Origin of the sequence: Flavobacterium sp. (assembly GCF_965284515.1) — a bacterium.
Classification (GTDB): Bacteria; Bacteroidota; Bacteroidia; order Flavobacteriales; family Flavobacteriaceae; genus Flavobacterium.
Genome location: NZ_OZ260089.1, coordinates 114,708 through 133,661, shown reverse-complemented (window position 1 = coordinate 133,661; position 18,954 = coordinate 114,708). Strand labels below are relative to the sequence as shown.

22 protein-coding genes are annotated in these 18,954 nt (G+C 29.5%); 20 read left to right on the top strand and 2 right to left on the bottom strand.

Annotation, left to right across the window (positions count from 1 at the left end; translation table 11 throughout):
* The 6 genes from ACQ65T_RS00570 (at position 1) to ACQ65T_RS00545 (ending at position 4,231) form a co-directional block, all read left to right on the top strand.
* Positions 1-1,515: an MBOAT family O-acyltransferase gene (locus ACQ65T_RS00570; protein WP_430399176.1), complete on the top strand. Its 1,515-nt coding sequence runs from the start codon at positions 1-3 to the stop codon at positions 1,513-1,515.
* Between the two features lie 90 nt (positions 1,516-1,605).
* Positions 1,606-2,589 carry a Tll0287-like domain-containing protein gene (locus ACQ65T_RS00565; RefSeq protein ID WP_430399175.1) on the top strand — a complete coding sequence of 328 codons (984 nt, stop codon included), beginning with the start codon at positions 1,606-1,608 and terminating at the stop codon, positions 2,587-2,589.
* Positions 2,589-2,966 (top strand): rhodanese-like domain-containing protein, encoded by a 378-nt coding sequence (locus tag ACQ65T_RS00560; RefSeq protein WP_430399174.1) that lies wholly within the window; start codon positions 2,589-2,591, stop codon positions 2,964-2,966. The genes ACQ65T_RS00565 and ACQ65T_RS00560 overlap by 1 nt, the downstream gene beginning before the upstream one ends.
* Position 2,967: 1 nt before the next feature.
* Positions 2,968-3,171: a DUF6132 family protein gene (locus ACQ65T_RS00555; RefSeq protein WP_430399173.1), complete on the top strand. Its 204-nt coding sequence runs from the start codon at positions 2,968-2,970 to the stop codon at positions 3,169-3,171.
* Positions 3,171-3,770 carry a class I SAM-dependent methyltransferase gene (locus ACQ65T_RS00550; RefSeq protein WP_430399172.1) on the top strand — a complete coding sequence of 200 codons (600 nt, stop codon included), beginning with the start codon at positions 3,171-3,173 and terminating at the stop codon, positions 3,768-3,770. Before ACQ65T_RS00555 ends, ACQ65T_RS00550 begins: the two co-directional genes overlap by 1 nt.
* Positions 3,767-4,231, top strand: coding sequence for a methyltransferase family protein (locus ACQ65T_RS00545; RefSeq protein WP_430399171.1), 465 nt, complete (start codon positions 3,767-3,769; stop codon positions 4,229-4,231). Before ACQ65T_RS00550 ends, ACQ65T_RS00545 begins: the two co-directional genes overlap by 4 nt.
* A gap of 22 nt (positions 4,232-4,253) precedes the next feature.
* Here ACQ65T_RS00545 and ACQ65T_RS00540 read toward each other — a convergent pair whose 3' ends face one another.
* Entirely contained in the window at positions 4,254-6,350 is a 2,097-nt protein-coding gene (locus ACQ65T_RS00540) for a TonB-dependent receptor domain-containing protein (RefSeq protein WP_430399170.1), read from the bottom strand.
* Positions 6,351-6,396: 46 nt separating this feature from the next.
* Positions 6,397-6,777, bottom strand: a complete 381-nt coding sequence (locus ACQ65T_RS00535) for a hypothetical protein (protein WP_430399169.1) — start codon at positions 6,775-6,777, stop codon at positions 6,397-6,399.
* A gap of 130 nt (positions 6,778-6,907) precedes the next feature.
* Here ACQ65T_RS00535 and ACQ65T_RS00530 point away from each other — a divergent pair, with 130 nt between their 5' ends.
* From ACQ65T_RS00530 to ACQ65T_RS00465, 14 genes are all read left to right on the top strand, one after another.
* Entirely contained in the window at positions 6,908-7,207 is a 300-nt protein-coding gene (locus tag ACQ65T_RS00530) for a thioredoxin family protein (RefSeq protein ID WP_430399168.1), read from the top strand.
* 397 nt (positions 7,208-7,604) lie between these two features.
* The gene (locus ACQ65T_RS00525; RefSeq protein WP_430399167.1) at positions 7,605-7,904 is read left to right on the top strand and encodes a hypothetical protein; all 300 of its coding nucleotides are present in this window, start codon (positions 7,605-7,607) and stop codon (positions 7,902-7,904) included.
* Positions 7,901-9,505 (top strand): hypothetical protein, encoded by a 1,605-nt coding sequence (locus tag ACQ65T_RS00520; RefSeq protein WP_430399166.1) that lies wholly within the window; start codon positions 7,901-7,903, stop codon positions 9,503-9,505. The genes ACQ65T_RS00525 and ACQ65T_RS00520 overlap by 4 nt, the downstream gene beginning before the upstream one ends.
* Positions 9,506-9,582: 77 nt before the next feature.
* Positions 9,583-9,819, top strand: coding sequence for a hypothetical protein (locus tag ACQ65T_RS00515; RefSeq protein WP_430399165.1), 237 nt, complete (start codon positions 9,583-9,585; stop codon positions 9,817-9,819).
* An 80-nt stretch (positions 9,820-9,899) separates the two neighbouring features.
* Complete coding sequence (locus ACQ65T_RS00510) at positions 9,900-10,508, top strand: TetR/AcrR family transcriptional regulator (protein ID WP_430399164.1); 609 nt, start codon at positions 9,900-9,902, stop codon at positions 10,506-10,508.
* On the top strand, positions 10,505-11,758 hold the full coding sequence (locus ACQ65T_RS00505) for a TolC family protein (protein WP_430399163.1): 1,254 nt from the start codon (positions 10,505-10,507) through the stop codon (positions 11,756-11,758). The genes ACQ65T_RS00510 and ACQ65T_RS00505 overlap by 4 nt, the downstream gene beginning before the upstream one ends.
* Before the next feature lies 1 nt (position 11,759).
* Positions 11,760-12,632, top strand: coding sequence for an HlyD family secretion protein (locus ACQ65T_RS00500; protein WP_430399162.1), 873 nt, complete (start codon positions 11,760-11,762; stop codon positions 12,630-12,632).
* 36 nt (positions 12,633-12,668) lie between these two features.
* Positions 12,669-13,118, top strand: coding sequence for a hypothetical protein (locus ACQ65T_RS00495; RefSeq protein WP_338377871.1), 450 nt, complete (start codon positions 12,669-12,671; stop codon positions 13,116-13,118).
* Entirely contained in the window at positions 13,118-13,402 is a 285-nt protein-coding gene (locus ACQ65T_RS00490; protein WP_338377870.1) for a hypothetical protein, read from the top strand. Before ACQ65T_RS00495 ends, ACQ65T_RS00490 begins: the two co-directional genes overlap by 1 nt.
* Before the next feature lie 28 nt (positions 13,403-13,430).
* Complete coding sequence (locus ACQ65T_RS00485) at positions 13,431-14,327, top strand: ABC transporter ATP-binding protein (RefSeq protein WP_430399161.1); 897 nt, start codon at positions 13,431-13,433, stop codon at positions 14,325-14,327.
* A 2-nt stretch (positions 14,328-14,329) separates the two neighbouring features.
* On the top strand, positions 14,330-15,064 hold the full coding sequence (locus ACQ65T_RS00480) for an ABC transporter ATP-binding protein (RefSeq protein ID WP_430399160.1): 735 nt from the start codon (positions 14,330-14,332) through the stop codon (positions 15,062-15,064).
* Between the two features lie 37 nt (positions 15,065-15,101).
* On the top strand, positions 15,102-16,208 hold the full coding sequence (locus ACQ65T_RS00475) for an ABC transporter permease (protein ID WP_430399159.1): 1,107 nt from the start codon (positions 15,102-15,104) through the stop codon (positions 16,206-16,208).
* A 164-nt stretch (positions 16,209-16,372) separates the two neighbouring features.
* The gene (locus ACQ65T_RS00470; RefSeq protein ID WP_430399158.1) at positions 16,373-17,497 is read left to right on the top strand and encodes an ABC transporter permease; all 1,125 of its coding nucleotides are present in this window, start codon (positions 16,373-16,375) and stop codon (positions 17,495-17,497) included.
* Between the two features lie 101 nt (positions 17,498-17,598).
* Positions 17,599-18,945 (top strand): cytochrome ubiquinol oxidase subunit I, encoded by a 1,347-nt coding sequence (locus tag ACQ65T_RS00465; RefSeq protein WP_430399157.1) that lies wholly within the window; start codon positions 17,599-17,601, stop codon positions 18,943-18,945.
* The last annotated feature ends 9 nt before the right edge of the window (positions 18,946-18,954 follow it).

Here is an 18,954-nt window from a genome sequence, read left to right as displayed (position 1 = left end):
TTGTTAGCCTTATTCCACATACAGGATGTCTTCCAAAATGTTTTTGGAGATTTATCGATTGATATCATTAAAAATTGGTTTATTTATAATCCAAAGCAGCCTTTATTATTCAATAGTGCGTTGTTTTTAGGGTTTTTTATAATTTTCTATTTCATTTATATTTTATCAAGAAAAACACATTATTTCAGGATTGCTTATGTAGTTCTTTTTTCTTTGTTTTTCTATTATAAATGCAGCGGAATTTACTTTTGGTTGCTTATTTTTTCGTCTGTTTTAGATTATTCTTTGTCTAAACTAATTTTCGAAGAAACAAAACAAGGATTTAGGAAATTTTATTTGATATTGAGTTTGTTGGTCAATTTAGGACTTTTGGTTTATTTTAAATACACCAACTTTTTTATTGATAACTTTAATACGCTTTTTAGTGGAAATGTTGCTTTTGAAGATATAATTCTTCCAGTTGGAATTTCGTTTTATACATTTCAAACATTAAGTTATACGATTGATGTGTATAGAAAAGATTTAGAACCTACAAAAAGCTTTATGGACTTTCTGTTTTTTGTTTCTTTCTTTCCGCAGTTAGTAGCTGGTCCAATTGTTAGAGCGAGCGATTTTATTCCTCAAATTTATGAGAAATTAAAAATTACCAAAGAAGATTTTAATAAGGCTTTGTTCTTAATTATTGGTGGTTTGCTTAAAAAAGCGGTAATCTCTGATTATATTTCTTCTAATTTTGTTGACCGAGTTTTTGATGCTCCAAATAGTTATTCTGCTTTTGAAAACTTATTAGCTTCTTATGGTTACACACTTCAAATTTATTGCGATTTTTCAGGTTATTCTGATATTGCAATTGGTTTAGCTTTATTAATGGGTTTCACTTTGCCACCTAACTTTAGAACGCCTTATAAATCTGCTTCTGTCACTGAATTTTGGAGAAGATGGCATATATCGTTATCATCTTGGTTAAGAGATTATTTATACATTTCATTAGGTGGAAACAGGAAAGGTAATTTTCGTACTTATTTTAATCTTTTCATGACCATGCTTCTTGGTGGTTTATGGCATGGAGCCAATTGGAAATTTATTTTTTGGGGAGTTTTACACGGTTTGGCCCTTGGAGTTGAGCGTTTCTTTGGACAATTTATTAAATTACCAAAAAACTATTTTGTAAAAATAATTCAAATTCTTTTAACCTTACACTTTGTGATTTTTTGTTGGTTGTTTTTTAGAGCCAAGGATTTTCAAACTGCTTTTCAAATTGTAGATAATATTTCTTCATTAACTTTTAATCTAAGTCAATGGCAAACTATTTTGTTAGGTTATAAGAATGTGATTTTCTTAATGGTATTTGGATTTGTTTGGCACTTTATTCCTGATAATGTGATTAATAAATTAGAAAAAGGCTTTAATAAAGTTCCTATTTACATTAAAGCCATTCTTCTTGGATTTGTTTTTTGGATTGTTTATGCTACAGCTTCATCTGGACCGCAACCTTTTATTTATTTTCAGTTTTAATCTAAAGCTTAATATCATTTGTTTTACTTGTAACATTCGTTACAGAATAGTTTATTGATTTAGATTAATTTTGTTAAAAATACAATTTCTATGAAAAATCTATTTTTACTATCTCTATCAGTTTTACTTTTTTCTTGCAACAAAAAGAAAGAAACATTTCAAGATGTTGATAACGAACAAATTTTTGTGTATGACGCACATGAGGCTAAAGAATTAATGGAAAAACATTGTTATTTATGTCATAATCCAATTGCTGATGAAGTTACAGGAAGAATTGCACCTCCAATGGTTGCAATTAAAGCAAGGTATATTGATAAAGAAGGGTATAATAAGACAGAATTTATTAAAGCTGTCTCAGAATTTGTAAATCATCCAACTGATGATAAATCATTAATGTATGGTGCTGTTAAAAAGTTTGGAGTAATGCCTAAACAAGTTTTTCCTGATAGTGCAGTTGTTAAAATAGCATCTTTCATGTATGATTACAAAATTGATTCCCCAGAATGGTTTGCTTCACATTGGCAAGGACATGGAAATAAGAATTGGGAACAATCTGGAAAAGAGTACGTTCCTCAAGTAAAAGAAAAAACATTTGCTGATATTGGTTTAGAATATGCTCTCTCTACTAAAAAACTACTTGGAAAAAATTTAATGGGAACTATTCAAGAAAAAGGAACTATGGAAGCTTTAGCCTTTTGTAATATTCAAGCAATGCCTTTAACCGATAGCATGTCTGTAAAATATAATGCAACAATTAAACGAGTTTCCGATAAAAATCGAAACCCAAATAATAAGGCCAATGCAGAAGAGTTGGTTTACATAGAACAATTTAAAAATGAGATGGCTGCAAATAAAGAATCTAAACCTGTAATAGTGGATAAAGGTGATAAAGTACAATTTTATTATCCAATTCCAACTAACACAATGTGTCTGCAATGCCATGGAAAACCTGAAAATATCAAACCAGAAGTTAGAGCAAAAACCTTAAAATTATACCCACAAGATTTAGCTGTTGGTTATGGAGAAAATGAAGTTAGAGGAATTTGGAGTATTACTTTTGATAAGAAAAAATAATGGAAACTATAAAAATAAAAGAAGTTTGCCCAACAAGCACTTTAGAATTAATAAAACGTAATTATCTTTTGTTAGATGTACGTGAAGAAAATGAATTCCATCAATTTTCATTTGATGTACCTCGTGTTCTTCATATTCCACTTAGCCAATTAGAAGAGCGAATCAATGAGATTCCTAAAGATGAAAAAGTTATTTTAGCTTGTTTAACTGGCGAACGAAGTTTAAGAGCAGTCCAATTTTTAAATGAATACGGGTTTACCAATTTATTGAACATGAAAAAAGGTCTTTCAAAATGGGCTCAAAAAGGGTTTCCTATAAAAGGTGAAGCAATTATTGAAGAAAAATCATGTTGTGGCGAACATTCACATTGTAAATAAAATGACAAAAAAACAATATATTATTACAGGAATTGGAGTAGTGGTAGGTTTACTTGCAGGTTATGTATATTATTTGCAAGTTGGATGTGCTTCAGGAACATGTGCGATAACATCAAAACCTGTAAACAGTACTTTGTATGGCGGTTTAATGGGTGGTTTGTTATTTAATATGTTTGTAACTTCTCCTAAAAAGAAAGATAAATAATGAATGACTTTTGGAATAAACGATATGCTGAAAAGGAATATGCTTATGGAATTCATCCTAATCAGTTTTTAGCCGATTCGATTTTGAAACTACCAAAGCACGGAAAAATTTTATTTCCTGCTGAAGGTGAAGGTAGAAATGCTGTTTTTGCTGCTAAAAACGGATTTGAAGTTGCTGCTTTTGATTTAAGTAGTGAAGGAAAAAAGAAAGCGGATGAATTAGCAAGTGATAATGATGTAAAAATTGATTATCGAGTTGGAATGTTAGAAGATTTGAATTTTGAACCAAATTCTTTTGATGGAGTTGTATTGATTTATGCTCATTTTCCAAAAGCCATTCGAAAAGCCATGCACCAACAAATTTTGCGATTAGTAAAACCAAATGGAGTTATAATATTTGAAGCTTTTAGTAAAGAACAATTAGACTATCCTTCTGGTGGACCAAAAGATGTAGCGATGCTTTTTTCGGAAGAAGAAGTAAAAGAGGAATTTGAAAATGTTGATTTTGATTTTCTAAAAACAGAAATTATCGAATTAAATGAAGGAGCATTCCATCAAGGAAAAGGATCAATCGTTCGATTTATAGGAAAGAAAAGATGATAAAATCTTGGAAAGATTATCTATTTGTAAGCATACAATTTCTATTATTTGGATTGTATGCTTTTGATTTTTTACCAGCTATTAAAATTCCACAATTAGTTAAATATATTGGCTTTATTTTTTCAATTTTAGGTTTTTTGATTGCTGTACTTTCGGTTTTGCAACTCAATAAAAACCTGACTGTTTTTCCAACACCAAAAACAGATTCTGAATTAATCACCTTTGGAATGTACAAATTCAGTAGGCATCCAATTTACACCGGACTTATTTTATTTACTTTTGGATATGCCATTTTTAAAGCATCACTTTTTAAAGTTTTAATAGCTTTGGTTCTTTTGTTGTTGTTTTATTTTAAAACCAATTACGAAGAGCAGAAATTACTTCAAAAGTTTCTAAATTATAAGGATTACAAGAAAAAAGTAAACCGATTTTTTCCAAAAATAAAAAAGCCTCAAGTATAATAACTTGAGGCTTTTTTGAGGATTAAAATTTATAATTTACAAACAAAGTAAAGTTTCTACCTGGTTCTGTAATTGGAACTCTACCATAACCTGCCACATTGTTGAAAGCAAAAGTTAAGTGATTGTTATAATATTGGTCAAATACATTTAAAAGTCCCATTCCTATAGATAATGATTCAATAGGTTTGTACCCAATATTTAAGTCCATAACTTCATAACCAGCTGTTGCAATTTCATCATAACTGGTTGCAATTTTATTTTGTTTAGCTGTTAACGTATAAAGCGCTTTAGCCCAAAACTTTTTGTAATCATAACCTAATTTCAATCTAGTTACTAAAGGTGGCGTTAAAGGTAAACTTTCGTTGAAATCTTTATTTTCGGTATACGTGTAAGATACTTCTGTACCAAAATTAAAATTGTTATAAATCTGTACATTTCCATAAACTTCAAATCCTGTTTTTAAAGCATTGTCAATGTTTCTAAATACTTTTGGATGAATAGGTGGTGTTGTTGAATTGTATTTTCTAATTAAAGTTTCATCAACAACTCCTAAAATATAGTTTTCATAAATAGAATAGAATACCGAAGTTCCAAACTGTACATCGTTAAAGAATCCATTTAATTTTGATTTTCCATCAAAACTCAATTCAAATTGATTGTTTACTTCTGGTTTCAAATTTGGATTTCCTACATATTCATAAGCATCTCTTCCAATGTTGAAAAAGGCAATGTAACGCTCTTCTATGTTGGCAGCTCTTGTTCCTCTACCAAAAGAAGCTTCCATTTTATAGTTTGAATTGAACAAATATTGATAAGAAACTGTTCCACTATAAATTGTTTCGTTTCTTTTTTCTAAGTTTGGATATAAAGCCGCAAAAGTGGCATCTAAGTCATTTGCATCAGAAGTAACAAAATCCAAACGAGAACCAACAGTTAACCATGATTTATTAGATGCTTTAATTTTTGTTTCTGCAAAATAACCAAAATCATTAGAGTAACTGTCTTGCCAAACTTTATCATAAAAAGCTATTGGAGTTGGTAATGGATTTCCCATCATGTTGACTTTTACTAATCGATCTCTACCACCATCTCTTGATAAATTTACCATATCAACTCCAGTAAACAAGTTAATTTTAGAACCCAATCGCCATTCTGTTTCTATTTTTCCACCATAAGTTAAGGCTTCTACTTTAGAAACTGCTTCTGAATTTGCAAATGATGCTCTTCTTGTATTGCTCATAATATGATCTACAAAAGAATAATAGGCTTTAGCTGTTAATCCTTTAAAATAGGTTCCTGTGTTTTCCCATTTATAATCTAAATTAGCGAGTGTACTGTTGTCTTCGTCCGTATCCATTGGTAATCCTGCATGCAATACATCTCTACCAAAATTTTGACGGAAAGTTGCTTGTAAACGTTGATTATCTGCAATTTGATAACCTGTTTTTAATCCGTAACTAATACTTCTGAAAGAAGAAGGTATTTCATTTTGATTACCATCTTCATAATTACCATAATCTCTGTAACTGAAATTTCCAGAAAAATCAAACTTTTTAATTTTACTTTCTAAAGAAAATAGGTTCACAATTGAATTTCCGTTGCTTTCATATCCAGAAGAAAAACTTCCTCCAATAATTTTTTTGTTATTTGCTGGAGATTTAGAAACGAGATTGATAAGTCCAGCAAAAGTATTTCCATAACGTACAGAAAAAGGTCCTTTTATGATTTCAATTTTAGTAATTTCTTCTGGATTAATTAGAGTGGTAACTGGATCCATTCGGTTTGGACACGCATGAAAAGCTTTTGTTCCACCATCTATTTGTACGTTTAATTGTTCGTATTGAGAAGCTCTAAAAGCTGGGTCAACTGCATAATTTCCTCTTTTGATAAGGTGAAAACCATTGATGTCTTCAAATAATTCACCTGAGTTTTTAGGTTGGACTACTTTTTCTGTAAAATCTTGTTTTACAATAATTTGAGCAGGATTTTTTGTTAATGATTTAGTAACTATAACTTCATTTAAAAGTGTAACTTTTACTGAGTCTACTTCTTTAACTGGTTCTTGTGCATACAAGAGAGTTGTGCCTAGTACAATTAAGGCCAATATTGTTTTTTTCATTTTTATAAATTTGATTTAATACATAAGCTATTAAGCTGCTGAGTAATTAAATCAAACTTTGTGGTGGATGTTCTAAAGGGTGTTTTTTAATTGATTTTATTAAAAAATCATTAAAAAGTTTTCTTTTTTTCTCAATAAAAGCATATCTTTCAAAGTCATAGCACCAAGCTGAATTGAAAAATGTAATCTCTATGTCAAAAAATGTTTTTTTAGAATTGTTTTGAGTTTCTTTTTCAGAACTTATTTTCTTTAAATGACACTTACCATTACATTTTAATTCAGGTTTTTTAATATTTGAACAATATTTTTCTGTAAAATGTTCATTGTCAAAAATAAATTCATATTGCAAAATAGCTGTTTTAAAATTAAAACATAATACACTAAATGTGATTATTAGAATTAAACTATTTTGAATTGAAATTTTCATGCAATTTAATATATTCTACAAAATTCCTAGTATTTTTTTATTTGTTAAGTAATATTTGTTACAAATTGAAATTTTAAAATTGATTATATTAGCTTTAATTAATTATAGTGTTTTTTATAACTTTAAAAATATGTCAAATAAATTTCCTCAAATAATAAAATCAGAAGGTTCAATTTTAGTTGAATTTATTAATTCTAATTGCGAACCTTGTGCAATGATTGAGCCTACATTGTTACAAATTAAAAAATCTATTGGCAATCGTATTGAAATTTTGGTTGTAGAAGTTGATGAAGTGCCAGAAGTTGTAAACCTTTACAATATACATTCTGTTCCTACAACTGCTTTATTTCAAAATGGAGAGTTGATTTGGAAAACTGCCGAAGTTTTATCAAAACAAAAACTTCTAGAAAAAATACTAGATATTTTTTAAAATCATATATTTGCGTAATGAAATTTAAAGTTTACATATTATTTATCTACTTAGTTGTTTTAACAGCTCTGCCATCGGTGCGTGCAGTAAAACTTCAATTTTGTAATAATAGTGAACAAACTTGTAATAATTTAGAGCAAAATAATTGCGATGCTGGCAAGTTTGTAAAGAGCTTAAATTTCAGTCCATTGCAAATTATGAAGAGTTATAATTATAATTTAAATTTTGAGCTTTTTGATTTCGAGTTAAAAAAAGAAATTTCTTTTTATGATTCTTTTTTCGTTTCAAATTTTCAAAATAATATTTGGCACCCTCCAAAAGTATAGTTATTTGTTTTTTAGAACGATTAACCATATTATTTCTTAATACTATGGAATAACTATATATGTCAATATTTATGAAAAAAATTATATTAATGGTATTGTTTGTTTCTCTAATTGCTTTTGGGAAAGAAACAATTACCAAAACGATTATTGCAAGTAACTATAATAATATAGCACTTGTTTCAAAACCAGTTTTACATACTAATTTGCTCTCAACGAATAAGGTTAGTTGCGCTCAATGTCATGATTGTAAAAGCAATAACCACTTTTCTTTGGAGGATAATTCATTAGAATTGTTACAAATTAATAATGCTGAACGAGATACAATAAGCAATAAAAAAAATGAAGTAGAACTTAAACAAAATAAATCATGAAAATTTTTTTAAAAATTATAGCGATGATTTTTGTTTTTCAATCATCGTTTGCACAAAGTGACTTTCCTTATGATGTTGTGCTAACACCTGTTACAGTTGCTGGATTGCCAGGTTTGCATTCATATGCTTTTGGTCAACATAATGGAAAATGGTTAATTATTGGAGGTAGAAAGGATGGTTTACATGCTCGTCAACCTTTTAATGCTTTTCCAGGAGCACAAAATAATAGTGATATTTATGTCGTAGATATTGCTACTCAACAATCATGGACTGCTTCTGTTAACTCATTACCTGCAGGTTTAAAGGAACAATTGCAGTCTACTAATATGAATTTCTATCAAGATGGAGATGTTTTATATATTATTGGTGGGTATGCTTATTCTACAACTGCTGCCGATCATAAAACTTTTGACGGTTTAATATCTGTTGATGTGCCAAATGTAATTAACGCAATTGTAAATAATACCTCAATTACTTCATCTTTTAAGCAAATTACAAATGCAAGTTTTGCTATTACAGGTGGTCAATTAGGTAAGATAGGAAACGAATTTTATTTAATTGGAGGCCATCGATTTGATGGTAGATATAATCCAATGAACGGACCTTCATTTACTCAAACCTATTCTAATTCTATACGAAAATTTGAGATTGATAACTCAGGAACTCAGTTGTCATTTATAAATTATGCTGAAATTACGGATGCAGTACATTTACACAGGAGAGACTACAATTTATTACCTCAAGTTTTTCCAAATGGTGAGTTAGGTTATACAATATCCTCGGGAGTTTTTCAAATTAGTGCAGATTTACCTTTTTTATATCCTGTTGATATTAAGTCAGGTGGTTATTTTCCTCAAACAAGTTTTAACCAGTATTTAAGCAATTATCACTCAGGTAAAGCATGTTTGTATGATGCTGTAAATAATAATATGCATAATTTGTTTTTTGGAGGAATGAGTCAGTATTATTATAATGGATCAACATTGGTTCAAGATGATACAGTTCCTTTTGTTAAAACAATCAGCCGAACAAAAAGAGCAGCTGATGGTTCTTTAACCGAATATAAGTTACCTGTTGAAATGCCAAATTTAAAAGGTTCTGGAGCAGAATTTATTCCTAATGAAAATCTTCCTCGTTTTTCAAATGAAGTAATTAAACTTTCAGATATAACAGATTCTGAGTTTGTTATTGGACATATTTTTGGAGGAATACAAAGCTCATCTATATCTGCATTTACAGATAATCAAACAGACCTAACCAGTGCTGACCCTACTGTATATGAAGTGAAGTTAGTTTATAATCCTACTTTAAGTCACGATTTAATAGATGGTTCAAATCCATTTACTTTTTCAGTTTATCCAAATCCTGCGGTTAATGATACAATTAATATTCAATTTTCAATTCCGTATCAAGCAGAATTGGAATATATTATGTCAAGTGTTGAAGGAAAGATATTATCTGAGGGAATTATTGAAGGATTAAACACTGGGAAAAGTGAAATGATTTTTAATTTAGAAGATGCTAAAACGAATGTTGTAATCTTAACTTTTGTTTTCGATCATAAGTTTTATTCTTCTAAAAAAATAATAAAAAAACAATAAAGTTAAATTTGTAATTCAAATATTTGTATATATTTGTCGTACAAGTTTTTATAATAACAATTTAAAATTATATAATTATGAAAAAAGTAATCACAATATTAGCAATTGCTGCATTTATGTTTTCAGTAGATGCTACTGCTCAAACACAGAAAAAGAAAGAAGCTGCTAAAACTGAAAAAGCATGTTGTTCAGCTGATAAAAAAGAGGTTGCATCAATGCAAAAGTCTTCAGAAGGAGATAAAAAATCTTGCGGAACTGAAGCAAAAGCATCTTGTTGTTCTTCTAAAAAAGTAGAAGCTAAAAAAGAAGATTAATTAATAATTAAAAGCATTTCTTTGTTGAGATGCTTTTTTTTGTATCTTTGTTAACCAAATGGTTGAACCGATTAGTTGAAATGAAAAAAATAGAATCCAATACAGAAGAAATAATATTGAAAAGTGCTATAACCATTTTTCATAAAAAAGGAATGGCTGGTGCAAGAATGCAAGAAATTGCCGACGAAGCTGGAATTAACAAAGCGATGTTGCATTATTATTTTAGAAGTAAGCAATTGCTTTTTGAAGCCGTTTTTAAAAAAGCATTTATGCAGTTAGCACCGCAAATTCATCAAGTGTTAAACTCTCAAGATTCGTTGTTTGATAAAATTGAAAATTTTGTTGGTAAGTATATATCATTTGTTATGGAAAATAGGTTTTTGCCTACATTCATTATTCAAGAGTTAAACAATAATCCTGAATTTACAAATCAATTTTTTAGTCAAGCTGAATTTCCTAAACCAACGCATTTTCTATTGCAAATTGAAGAAGAAATTCAAAAGGGAACCATAAGAAATGTAAATCCAAAACAAGTATTAATTGATTTGTTTTCGTTATCTGTTTTTCCATTTGTTGGAGCGCCTTTGCTTCAAAAAATAACAAATTCGAATGAAGAAGAATATAACAACTTGTTAATAGAACGTAAAACACACATAGCTTCAATGCTAATAAATAGTATTAAAAAATGAGAAATTTAATTATAATTTTATTCCTGTTTTTTGGATCTTTCCTTCAAGCTCAACAAAAAATTACGTTGAATGAATGTTATGATTTGGCAGAAAAAAATTATCCATTAGCTAAACAGACTAATTTACTGCAACAAAAATCTGCTTTAGAAATTGATGCATTAAACAAAGCAAAATTGCCAAAAATTGATATTAATGCTCAAGCAACCTATCAATCTGCCGTAACACAATTGCCTATTAGTTTGCCAAACGTAACAATTACACCTTTAAATAAAGATCAATATAGAGCTACTCTAGATGTTAATCAGTTAATTTATAATGGCGGAATGATTGAGGCTAATTCTAAATTAAAAGAAGTTCAAACGCAAACGTTTCAACAACAAGTTGCGGTTAATTTGTATCAATTAAAATCGAGAATAAATTATTCTTATATGATGATTTTATTGTGGCAAGAACAAAATCGATTGTTGATTTCAAAGAAGAATTCAATTTTAGAAAAAATTAGCGAAGTTAAATCTGGAGTTAGAAATGGAGCGATTTTACCAGCATCAGAGCAAGTTTTAGAAGCTGAATTACTAAAGTTAGAACAGGCTTTAACCGAAAATTCATTCCAAAGAATAAAAGAACTTCAAAACTTGGCTAGTTTAACAACTACTTCATTTGCTGAAAACACTATTTTAGAGCAACCAATTTTAAATTTAGAAACTAACGGAACTAGACCGGAAATACATTTTTTCGAATTGCAACAAACTCAAATTGAAGCTTCTAAAGATGTAATTTCAAAATCAAATTTACCAAAACTAAATGCTTTTGGTCAAGCTGGTTATGGAAATCCTGGTTTAAATATGTTGAATAATTCGTTTGAGAGTTTTTATATAGTTGGTTTAAAATTAAATTGGAATGTATTCGATTGGAATAAATCAAAAACAGATAAAGAAGCTTTAGATGTTGCAAAAGAAATTATTTCAACTGAAAAAGAAACTTTTGAAATCAATAATCAAATGCAATTAAATGAGTTAAAATCAGAAATTTTAAAAATGGAAACCATCATTAAAACGGATGTGCAAATCATTCAATTGCGTGAAAAAGTGTTACAATCGTATGATTCTCAATTGCGAAATGGTGTAATAACTTCATCAGATTATGTAACAGAGTTAAACAACCTTTTTGACGCGAAGACCAATCAAAAAGTACATGAAACACAACTTCAATTAGCTAAAATAAATTATCAAACGATTAAAGGACAAAATTAAAATGAAAAATTTACTAACAATATTAATCGCATTAACTTTATTTTCTTGCAACAAGAATGATAATGAAGCAGATGCTTACGGAAATTTTGAAGCAACCGAAGTTACAATTTCAGCCGAAAGCAATGGGAAAATAGAATTTTTAAATCTTGACGAAGGAATGCAACTTGAGAAAGATGCAGTAGTTGGACAAATAGATACAGTTCAATTGTACTTAAACAAGCAACAATTAATAGCTTCAAAAAGCACAATTTATTCTAAATCAGCTAATGTTTTGTCGCAACGAAATGTGTTGAATGAGCAATTAAAAACCACTTTAATAGAGCAAAAACGTATTAAAAATATGTTTGATGAAAATGCAGCAACTAAACGTCAAGTTGATGAAATTACGGGAAAAGTAAAAGTGTTGCAACAACAAATAAATAGTGTAGAAACGCAAAATGCTCCAATTGTAAATGAAGTAAAATCAATTGAAGTTCAAATTGAAAAAATTAACGATCAACTTAAAAAATCAAAAATTATTAATCCTATAAAAGGTACAGTTTTAGCACAATATGCAGAACCAAATGAAATAACTGCTTTTGGAAAACCAATATATAAAATTGCTGATTTATCTGAAATGACTTTACGAGTTTATTTTAGTGAAACTCAATTATCATCAATAAAAGTTGGGCAAGAAGTAAATGTTTTAATTGATGAAAATGAAGGAACAAAACCATATAAAGGAAAAATTTCTTGGATTTCATCATCAGCTGAATTTACGCCAAAAATTATCCAAACCAAAGAAGAAAGAGTCAATTTGGTTTACGCAGTAAAAGTAATCGTTAAGAATGATGGCAGTTTGAAAATTGGAATGCCAGCAGAAGTTAAATTATAATTCAATAGCAATAGCAAAAATCAAAAACTATAAATTATGAACAAATTAAAAATTACAACTATTGCAATTTCTACATTTTTTCTTTTTTCGTGCAACGACAAAGCAAAAAATGAAATTACTGAAGTAAATCAAACAATTGAAACTGAAGTTCACAATCATTCAGCTGATGAAGCTATTCAATTAGATGGCGACAAAAAATGGAAAGTGGATGTTGAAATGATGAACCATATTCGCAACATGGAAAAAGATGTAGCTTCTTTTGACAAAGGAACACCTGAAAATTATCAATTATTAGCAGATAATTTAAAGAAAAATCTAGATTTATTAACGTCAAATTGCACCATGAAAGGTCAAGCACATGACGAATTACATAAATGGTTATTGCCATATCTTGATTTAGTTGATGATTTTTCAAAAGATAAATCTGACGAACAATTTACTGAAATTCAAAACTCATTTACAACATTTAATCAATACTTCGAATAATGAATTTACAAGACTTACATACAGAAGGAAAAGCAGTTCAAACGAATGTTTTATTTGAACCATCTCAAAATGTTATTTCCATACAAATTGCAAAAGGAGAACAATTAAAAGAGCATATTACAAAAATTCCAGCTTTACTAGTTTGTGTTTCTGGAGAAGCAATTTTTAGCGATGAAAATGCACAAAAAATCAGTTTAAAATCAGGTGATTATGTAAAAATCGAACCAAACGTAAAACATAGAGTTGATGCAATTGAAATGAGTAATTTCCTTTTAATTAAATAATTCATAACTCACAATTCATAATTAAATAATGAGTATTTCAGTCCAAAATATTTCCAAATCTTACAACAAAATCAAAGCTATTGATTCAATTTCTTTTGAAGTAAATTCTGGAGAATTATTTGGATTAATTGGTCCAGATGGTGCAGGTAAAACGACTATTTTTAGAATTTTAACTACACTTTTAATTGCTGATGAAGGAAAAGCAACGGTAGCAAATTTTGATGTTGTTGAGGATTATAAATCCATAAGAAATTCGGTTGGATATATGCCGGGCAAGTTTTCGTTGTACCAAGATTTAACGGTTGAAGAAAACCTAACATTTTTTGCGACTATTTTTGGAACAACTATTGAAGAAAACTACGATTTAATCGAAGATATTTACGTTCAAATTGAACCGTTTAAAAAACGTAGAGCAGGAGCATTATCTGGTGGAATGAAACAAAAATTAGCGTTGTGTTGTGCTTTAATTCATGCTCCAAAAGTCTTGTTTTTAGACGAGCCTACAACAGGAGTTGACCCAGTTTCTCGTAAAGAATTTTGGCAAATGTTAAAACGATTACAACAAAAAGGAATCACCATTTTAGTTTCCACACCTTATATGGATGAAGCTGCCTTATGTGATAGAATTGCTTTAGTTCAAAAAGCTAAAATTTTAAAAATCGATTCGCCACAAACCATAACAGTCAATTATGAAAAAGTAATTTATGATATTCAATCTAAAAATACACACGGTTTAATTCACGATTTAAAAAACTATCCAAGTCATTATAGTGTTTATGCTTTTGGTGAATTCATTCATTATATCGATACAAATGCAGATTTCAATCCAAATGATTTAAAGGAATATTTAGAGCATAAGAATCATTTAGAAATTATAATAAAAAAAGCAATCACAACCATTGAAGATGTATTTATGGATTTGTAATTATGGATAAAGAAAAAATCATACAAGTAGAAAACTTAACCAAACAATTTGGCGATTTTACAGCAGTGAAAGGAATCACTTTTGATGTCTACAAAGGAGAGATTTTTGGTTTTTTAGGAGCAAACGGAGCAGGAAAAACAACTGCAATGAAAATGCTCATCGGAATTTCAAATCCAACTTTGGGTAAAGCAAATGTAGCAGGTTTTGATGTATTGACTCAAGCAGAAATGGTTAAGAAAAGCATTGGTTATATGAGTCAGAAGTTTTCTTTGTATGACGATTTAACCATTAAAGAAAACATTACTTTTTTTGGAGGAATTTATGGTTTATCGCGAAAGCTGATTAAAGAAAAAACAATCCAATTAGTTCAAGAATTAGAAATGCAAGACGTTGCTCATAATTTGGTTGGTTCATTACCATTAGGTTGGAAACAAAAATTATCATTTTCAGTTGCTTTATTACACGAACCAAAAATTGTGTTTTTAGATGAACCAACTGGTGGTGTTGACCCAATAACCAGAAGACAATTTTGGGAAATGATTTACACACAAGCTTACAAAGGAACAACCATTTTCGTAACCACACATTATATGGACGAAGCTGAATATTGCGACCGAGTTTCCATAATGGTTGACGGAGTTATTGAAGCACTAGACACACCAAAAAAATTAAAAGAACAGTTCAAAGTAGATTCTATGAATGAAGTTTTTTTAAAATTAGCACGTAACATAGAATAAGCTAATTACTATTCACTAGTTACTAATTACTATTAAAATGAAAAGATTCATCGGTTTTGTAAAAAAAGAATTTTATCACATTTTTCGTGATAAACGTTCTATGTTCATACTTTTCGGAATGCCAATTGCCCAAATTATGCTGTTTGGTTTCGCCATCACAAACGAAATTAACAACGTAAAAATTGCTATTCTTGATAAATCAAAAGATACCGAAACTCAAAAAATAATTCAAAAATTAAGTAATTCCTCTTATTTTGATATCGAACAAGAAATCACAACCGAAGCACAAATAGAATCCGTTTTCAAAAAAGGAAATGTCAAAGCCGTTTTAGTTTTTGAGAAAGATTTTATCAAGCAATTGCAATCTCAAAAAAATGGAAAAGTTCAGGTAATTACAGATGCAACCGATCCTAATATGGCTAATACTATATCTAATTATATTACGTCGATTTTACAAAATTTCATTCAAGAAAAAAACAAAAATAATAAGCCAATATATCAAATTCAAACGCAAACCCAATTGTTTTATAATCCAGAAATGAAAAGTGTTTTCACTTTCGTTCCCGGAGTAATGACGGTAATTTTAATGTTGGTTTCTGCAATGATGACCTCAATTTCTATCACGCGTGAAAAAGAACTAGGTACTATGGAAATCTTACTGGTTTCGCCTATAAAACCATTCCAAGTTATTATTGGAAAAGTGTTTCCTTATATTTTTTTATCAGTAATCAATGCAACAGTTATTCTGCTTTTAGGTTTTTTTGTATTCAAAATGCCTATTGAAGGAAGTCTATTTTTATTAGCCATTGAAAGTGTTTTGTTTATAGTTTGCGCATTAGCATTAGGAATTTTAATTTCCACTTTGTCTAATTCACAACAAACCGCCATGATGATTTCGTTATTCGGATTAATGTTACCCGTAATTTTACTTTCAGGATTTATTTTTCCCATTTCAAGCATGCCATTACCACTACAAGTTATCAGTAATATCATTCCAGCCAAATGGTTCATCATCATCATCAAAGCCATCATGTTAAAAGGATCAGGAATTGCTCTAATTTGGAAAGAAACTTTAATTATTATTGCAATGACAATAGTTTATATAGTAATCAGCATCAGAAAATATAAAATAAGATTAGAATGATTTTTTATTAGAAGCTATTTCCTGCTTTCCACTATATCTTTTCCTTTTTAAAGAAAAAAGCAAAAGGATGCCGTTTTAATCAGGGCTAGACTATTAGTAATCAACAGTTACAAATTTACAAATCTGTGACAATCTGTTAAAATCCGCGTCATTCGCGCCACAATATGAAAACAATATTATTCATTATACAAAAAGAGTTCAAGCAAATTTTTAGAAATAAAAGTATGTTGCCTATTATTTTTATATTGCCCTTAATGCAATTGGTGATACTATCTAATGCGGCTAGTTTTGAAGTCAAAAACATTAAGTTTTCTTATATAGATAATGATCATTCTTCTGCTTCACGCGAATTGATAAGCAAATTTCAAGCATCCAATTATTTTAATATAATATCTCAATTTCCTTCAAAAAAAGAAGCCAATCTACAAATGCAAAAAGGAAATGTAGATATAATTCTCGAAATACCAATTCATTTTGAACGTAATTTAATCAAGCAACAAAACACAAATCTTTCGGTAAGTATCAACGCTATAGATGGAGCAGCTGCTGGGGTTTCAAATGTTTATATTACGCAAATTATTTCGGGTTATAATCAATCTATACAAACACAGTTGCAAACCTACAATCAAGGAAGCTTTGTTCAGCCTGAAAGTATTATGACAATTCCGTCATTTTGGTACAACAAAACCTTAAATTATAAAACTTTTATGGTTCCAGGAATTTTAGTTTTATTAGTAACAATGCTTTCCTTATTCTTATCGTCCATGAATATTGTTCGTGAAAAAGAAGTCGGAACTTTAGAACAAATTAATGTAACACCCATTAAAAAGCACCAATTTATAATTGGAAAATTATTTCCGTTTTGGGTAATTGGTTTAATGGTCTTAACTGTCGGATTGACTATTGCAAAGCTAGTTTTCAACGTACCCATTTTAGGGAATATTTTCTTGATTTATGGATTCACTTCTATTTATTTAATTTTAATTCTCGGAATTGGACTATTTATTTCCAATCATACCGAAACCCAACAACAAGCTATGTTTATTGCTTGGTTTTTTACTGTAATATTCATTTTAATGAGCGGACTTTTCACTCCAATTGAAAGTATGCCAAATTGGGCTCAAAAAGTCACTTTATTGAATCCAATACGTTATTTTGTAGAGGTCATAAGAATGGTTATGCTTAAAGGCGCAGGTTTTAGTGATATAAAAAATCAAATTGCAATAATTACTATTTATGCTTTTGCAATTAATGGCTTTGCGGTTTGGAGTTATAAAAAAACAAATTAAATTTATTTGAACATTAGTTAAAGTTTTAGCTATGTAACGCTTGTTACTTTATAGTGTTTGAAGTTTAGTAAATTTGTTTAAATTAATAATATCATTACATCATGGACGTTGAAATATTAGCTCGGATACAGTTTGCCTTCACCATTGCCTTTCACTATATTTATCCACCTTTAAGTATTGGAATAGGATTAATTATGGTCATTATGGAAGGTTTGTACTTAAAAACTGGAAATAAAGAATATGAAGTCTTAACTCGTTTTTGGTTGAAGATTTTTGCCATAACTTTCGGAATAGGTGTTGCAACAGGAATAATCATGGAATTTGAATTTGGAACCAATTGGGCTGTATATTCTCGATATGTAGGTGATATTTTCGGAAGTGCTCTAGCCGCAGAAGGTTTATTTGCTTTCGGATTAGAAAGTACTTTTTTAGGGATTTTAATTTTTGGGTGGAATAGAGTTTCTCCTAGAGTCCATTTTATTTCTACCATAGGAGTGTTTTTTGGTTCAATGTTTTCTGCAGTTTGGATTGTTGTAGCGAATAGTTGGCAACAAACACCTGCAGGTTATCACATAGTTGGTGAAGGTTTTAATGCTCGTGCAGAAGTAACTGATTTTTGGGCAATGGTTTTTAATCCATCAAGTGTGGATAGAATTATACATACTTGGCAAGGAGCTTTTTTAGCAGGAGCTTTCTTGGTTTTAAGTGTTCATGCTTATTATATTAGAAAAGGCAGATATGTTGAGTTGTCTAAAAGAGCCTTTAAAATTGCATTAGTAGTTGCTACAGTAGTATCTTTTTCTCAATTGCTTTCTGGTCACAGTTCTGCAGATGGAGTTGCTAAAAATCAACCTGCAAAATTAGCTGCTATGGAAGGACATTACGAAAAATCGGCTCCAGCAGATTTATATCTTTTAGGTTGGGTAGATAATGAAAATCAAGAAGTAACGGGTTTAGGTTTGCCTGGAGGATTGTCTTTTTTAGTACACCAAGATTTTGATGCTCCAATAACAGGTTTAAATGCTTTTCCTGAAGAAGATCGTCCAGGTCAAGTTAATGCCGTTTTTCAATTTTATCATATCATGATTGCCATTGGAATGTTTTTAATAGGTCTTACATTTTATGCTAGCTTCTTATGGTGGAGAGGCAAATTATTTGAAACCAAATGGATCATGTGGATTTTCTCTTTTTCAGTAATTTTACCACAAATCGCTAATCAAGTGGGTTGGTTTGCTGCGGAAATGGGAAGACAACCTTGGATTGTGTATGGCCATTTACGAACAAGCGAAGGTTTTTCGCAAGAAGTTTCAGCTAATCAAATAGTGTTCTCTTTAGTCATGTTTACAGTAATTTACACGCTATTATTGATTTTGTTTTTATATTCTTTAAATAAAAAAATAAAACATGGACCTTATGATGAAGCCAAAAATGCATTAGAAATTATTTAAATTAAGAAA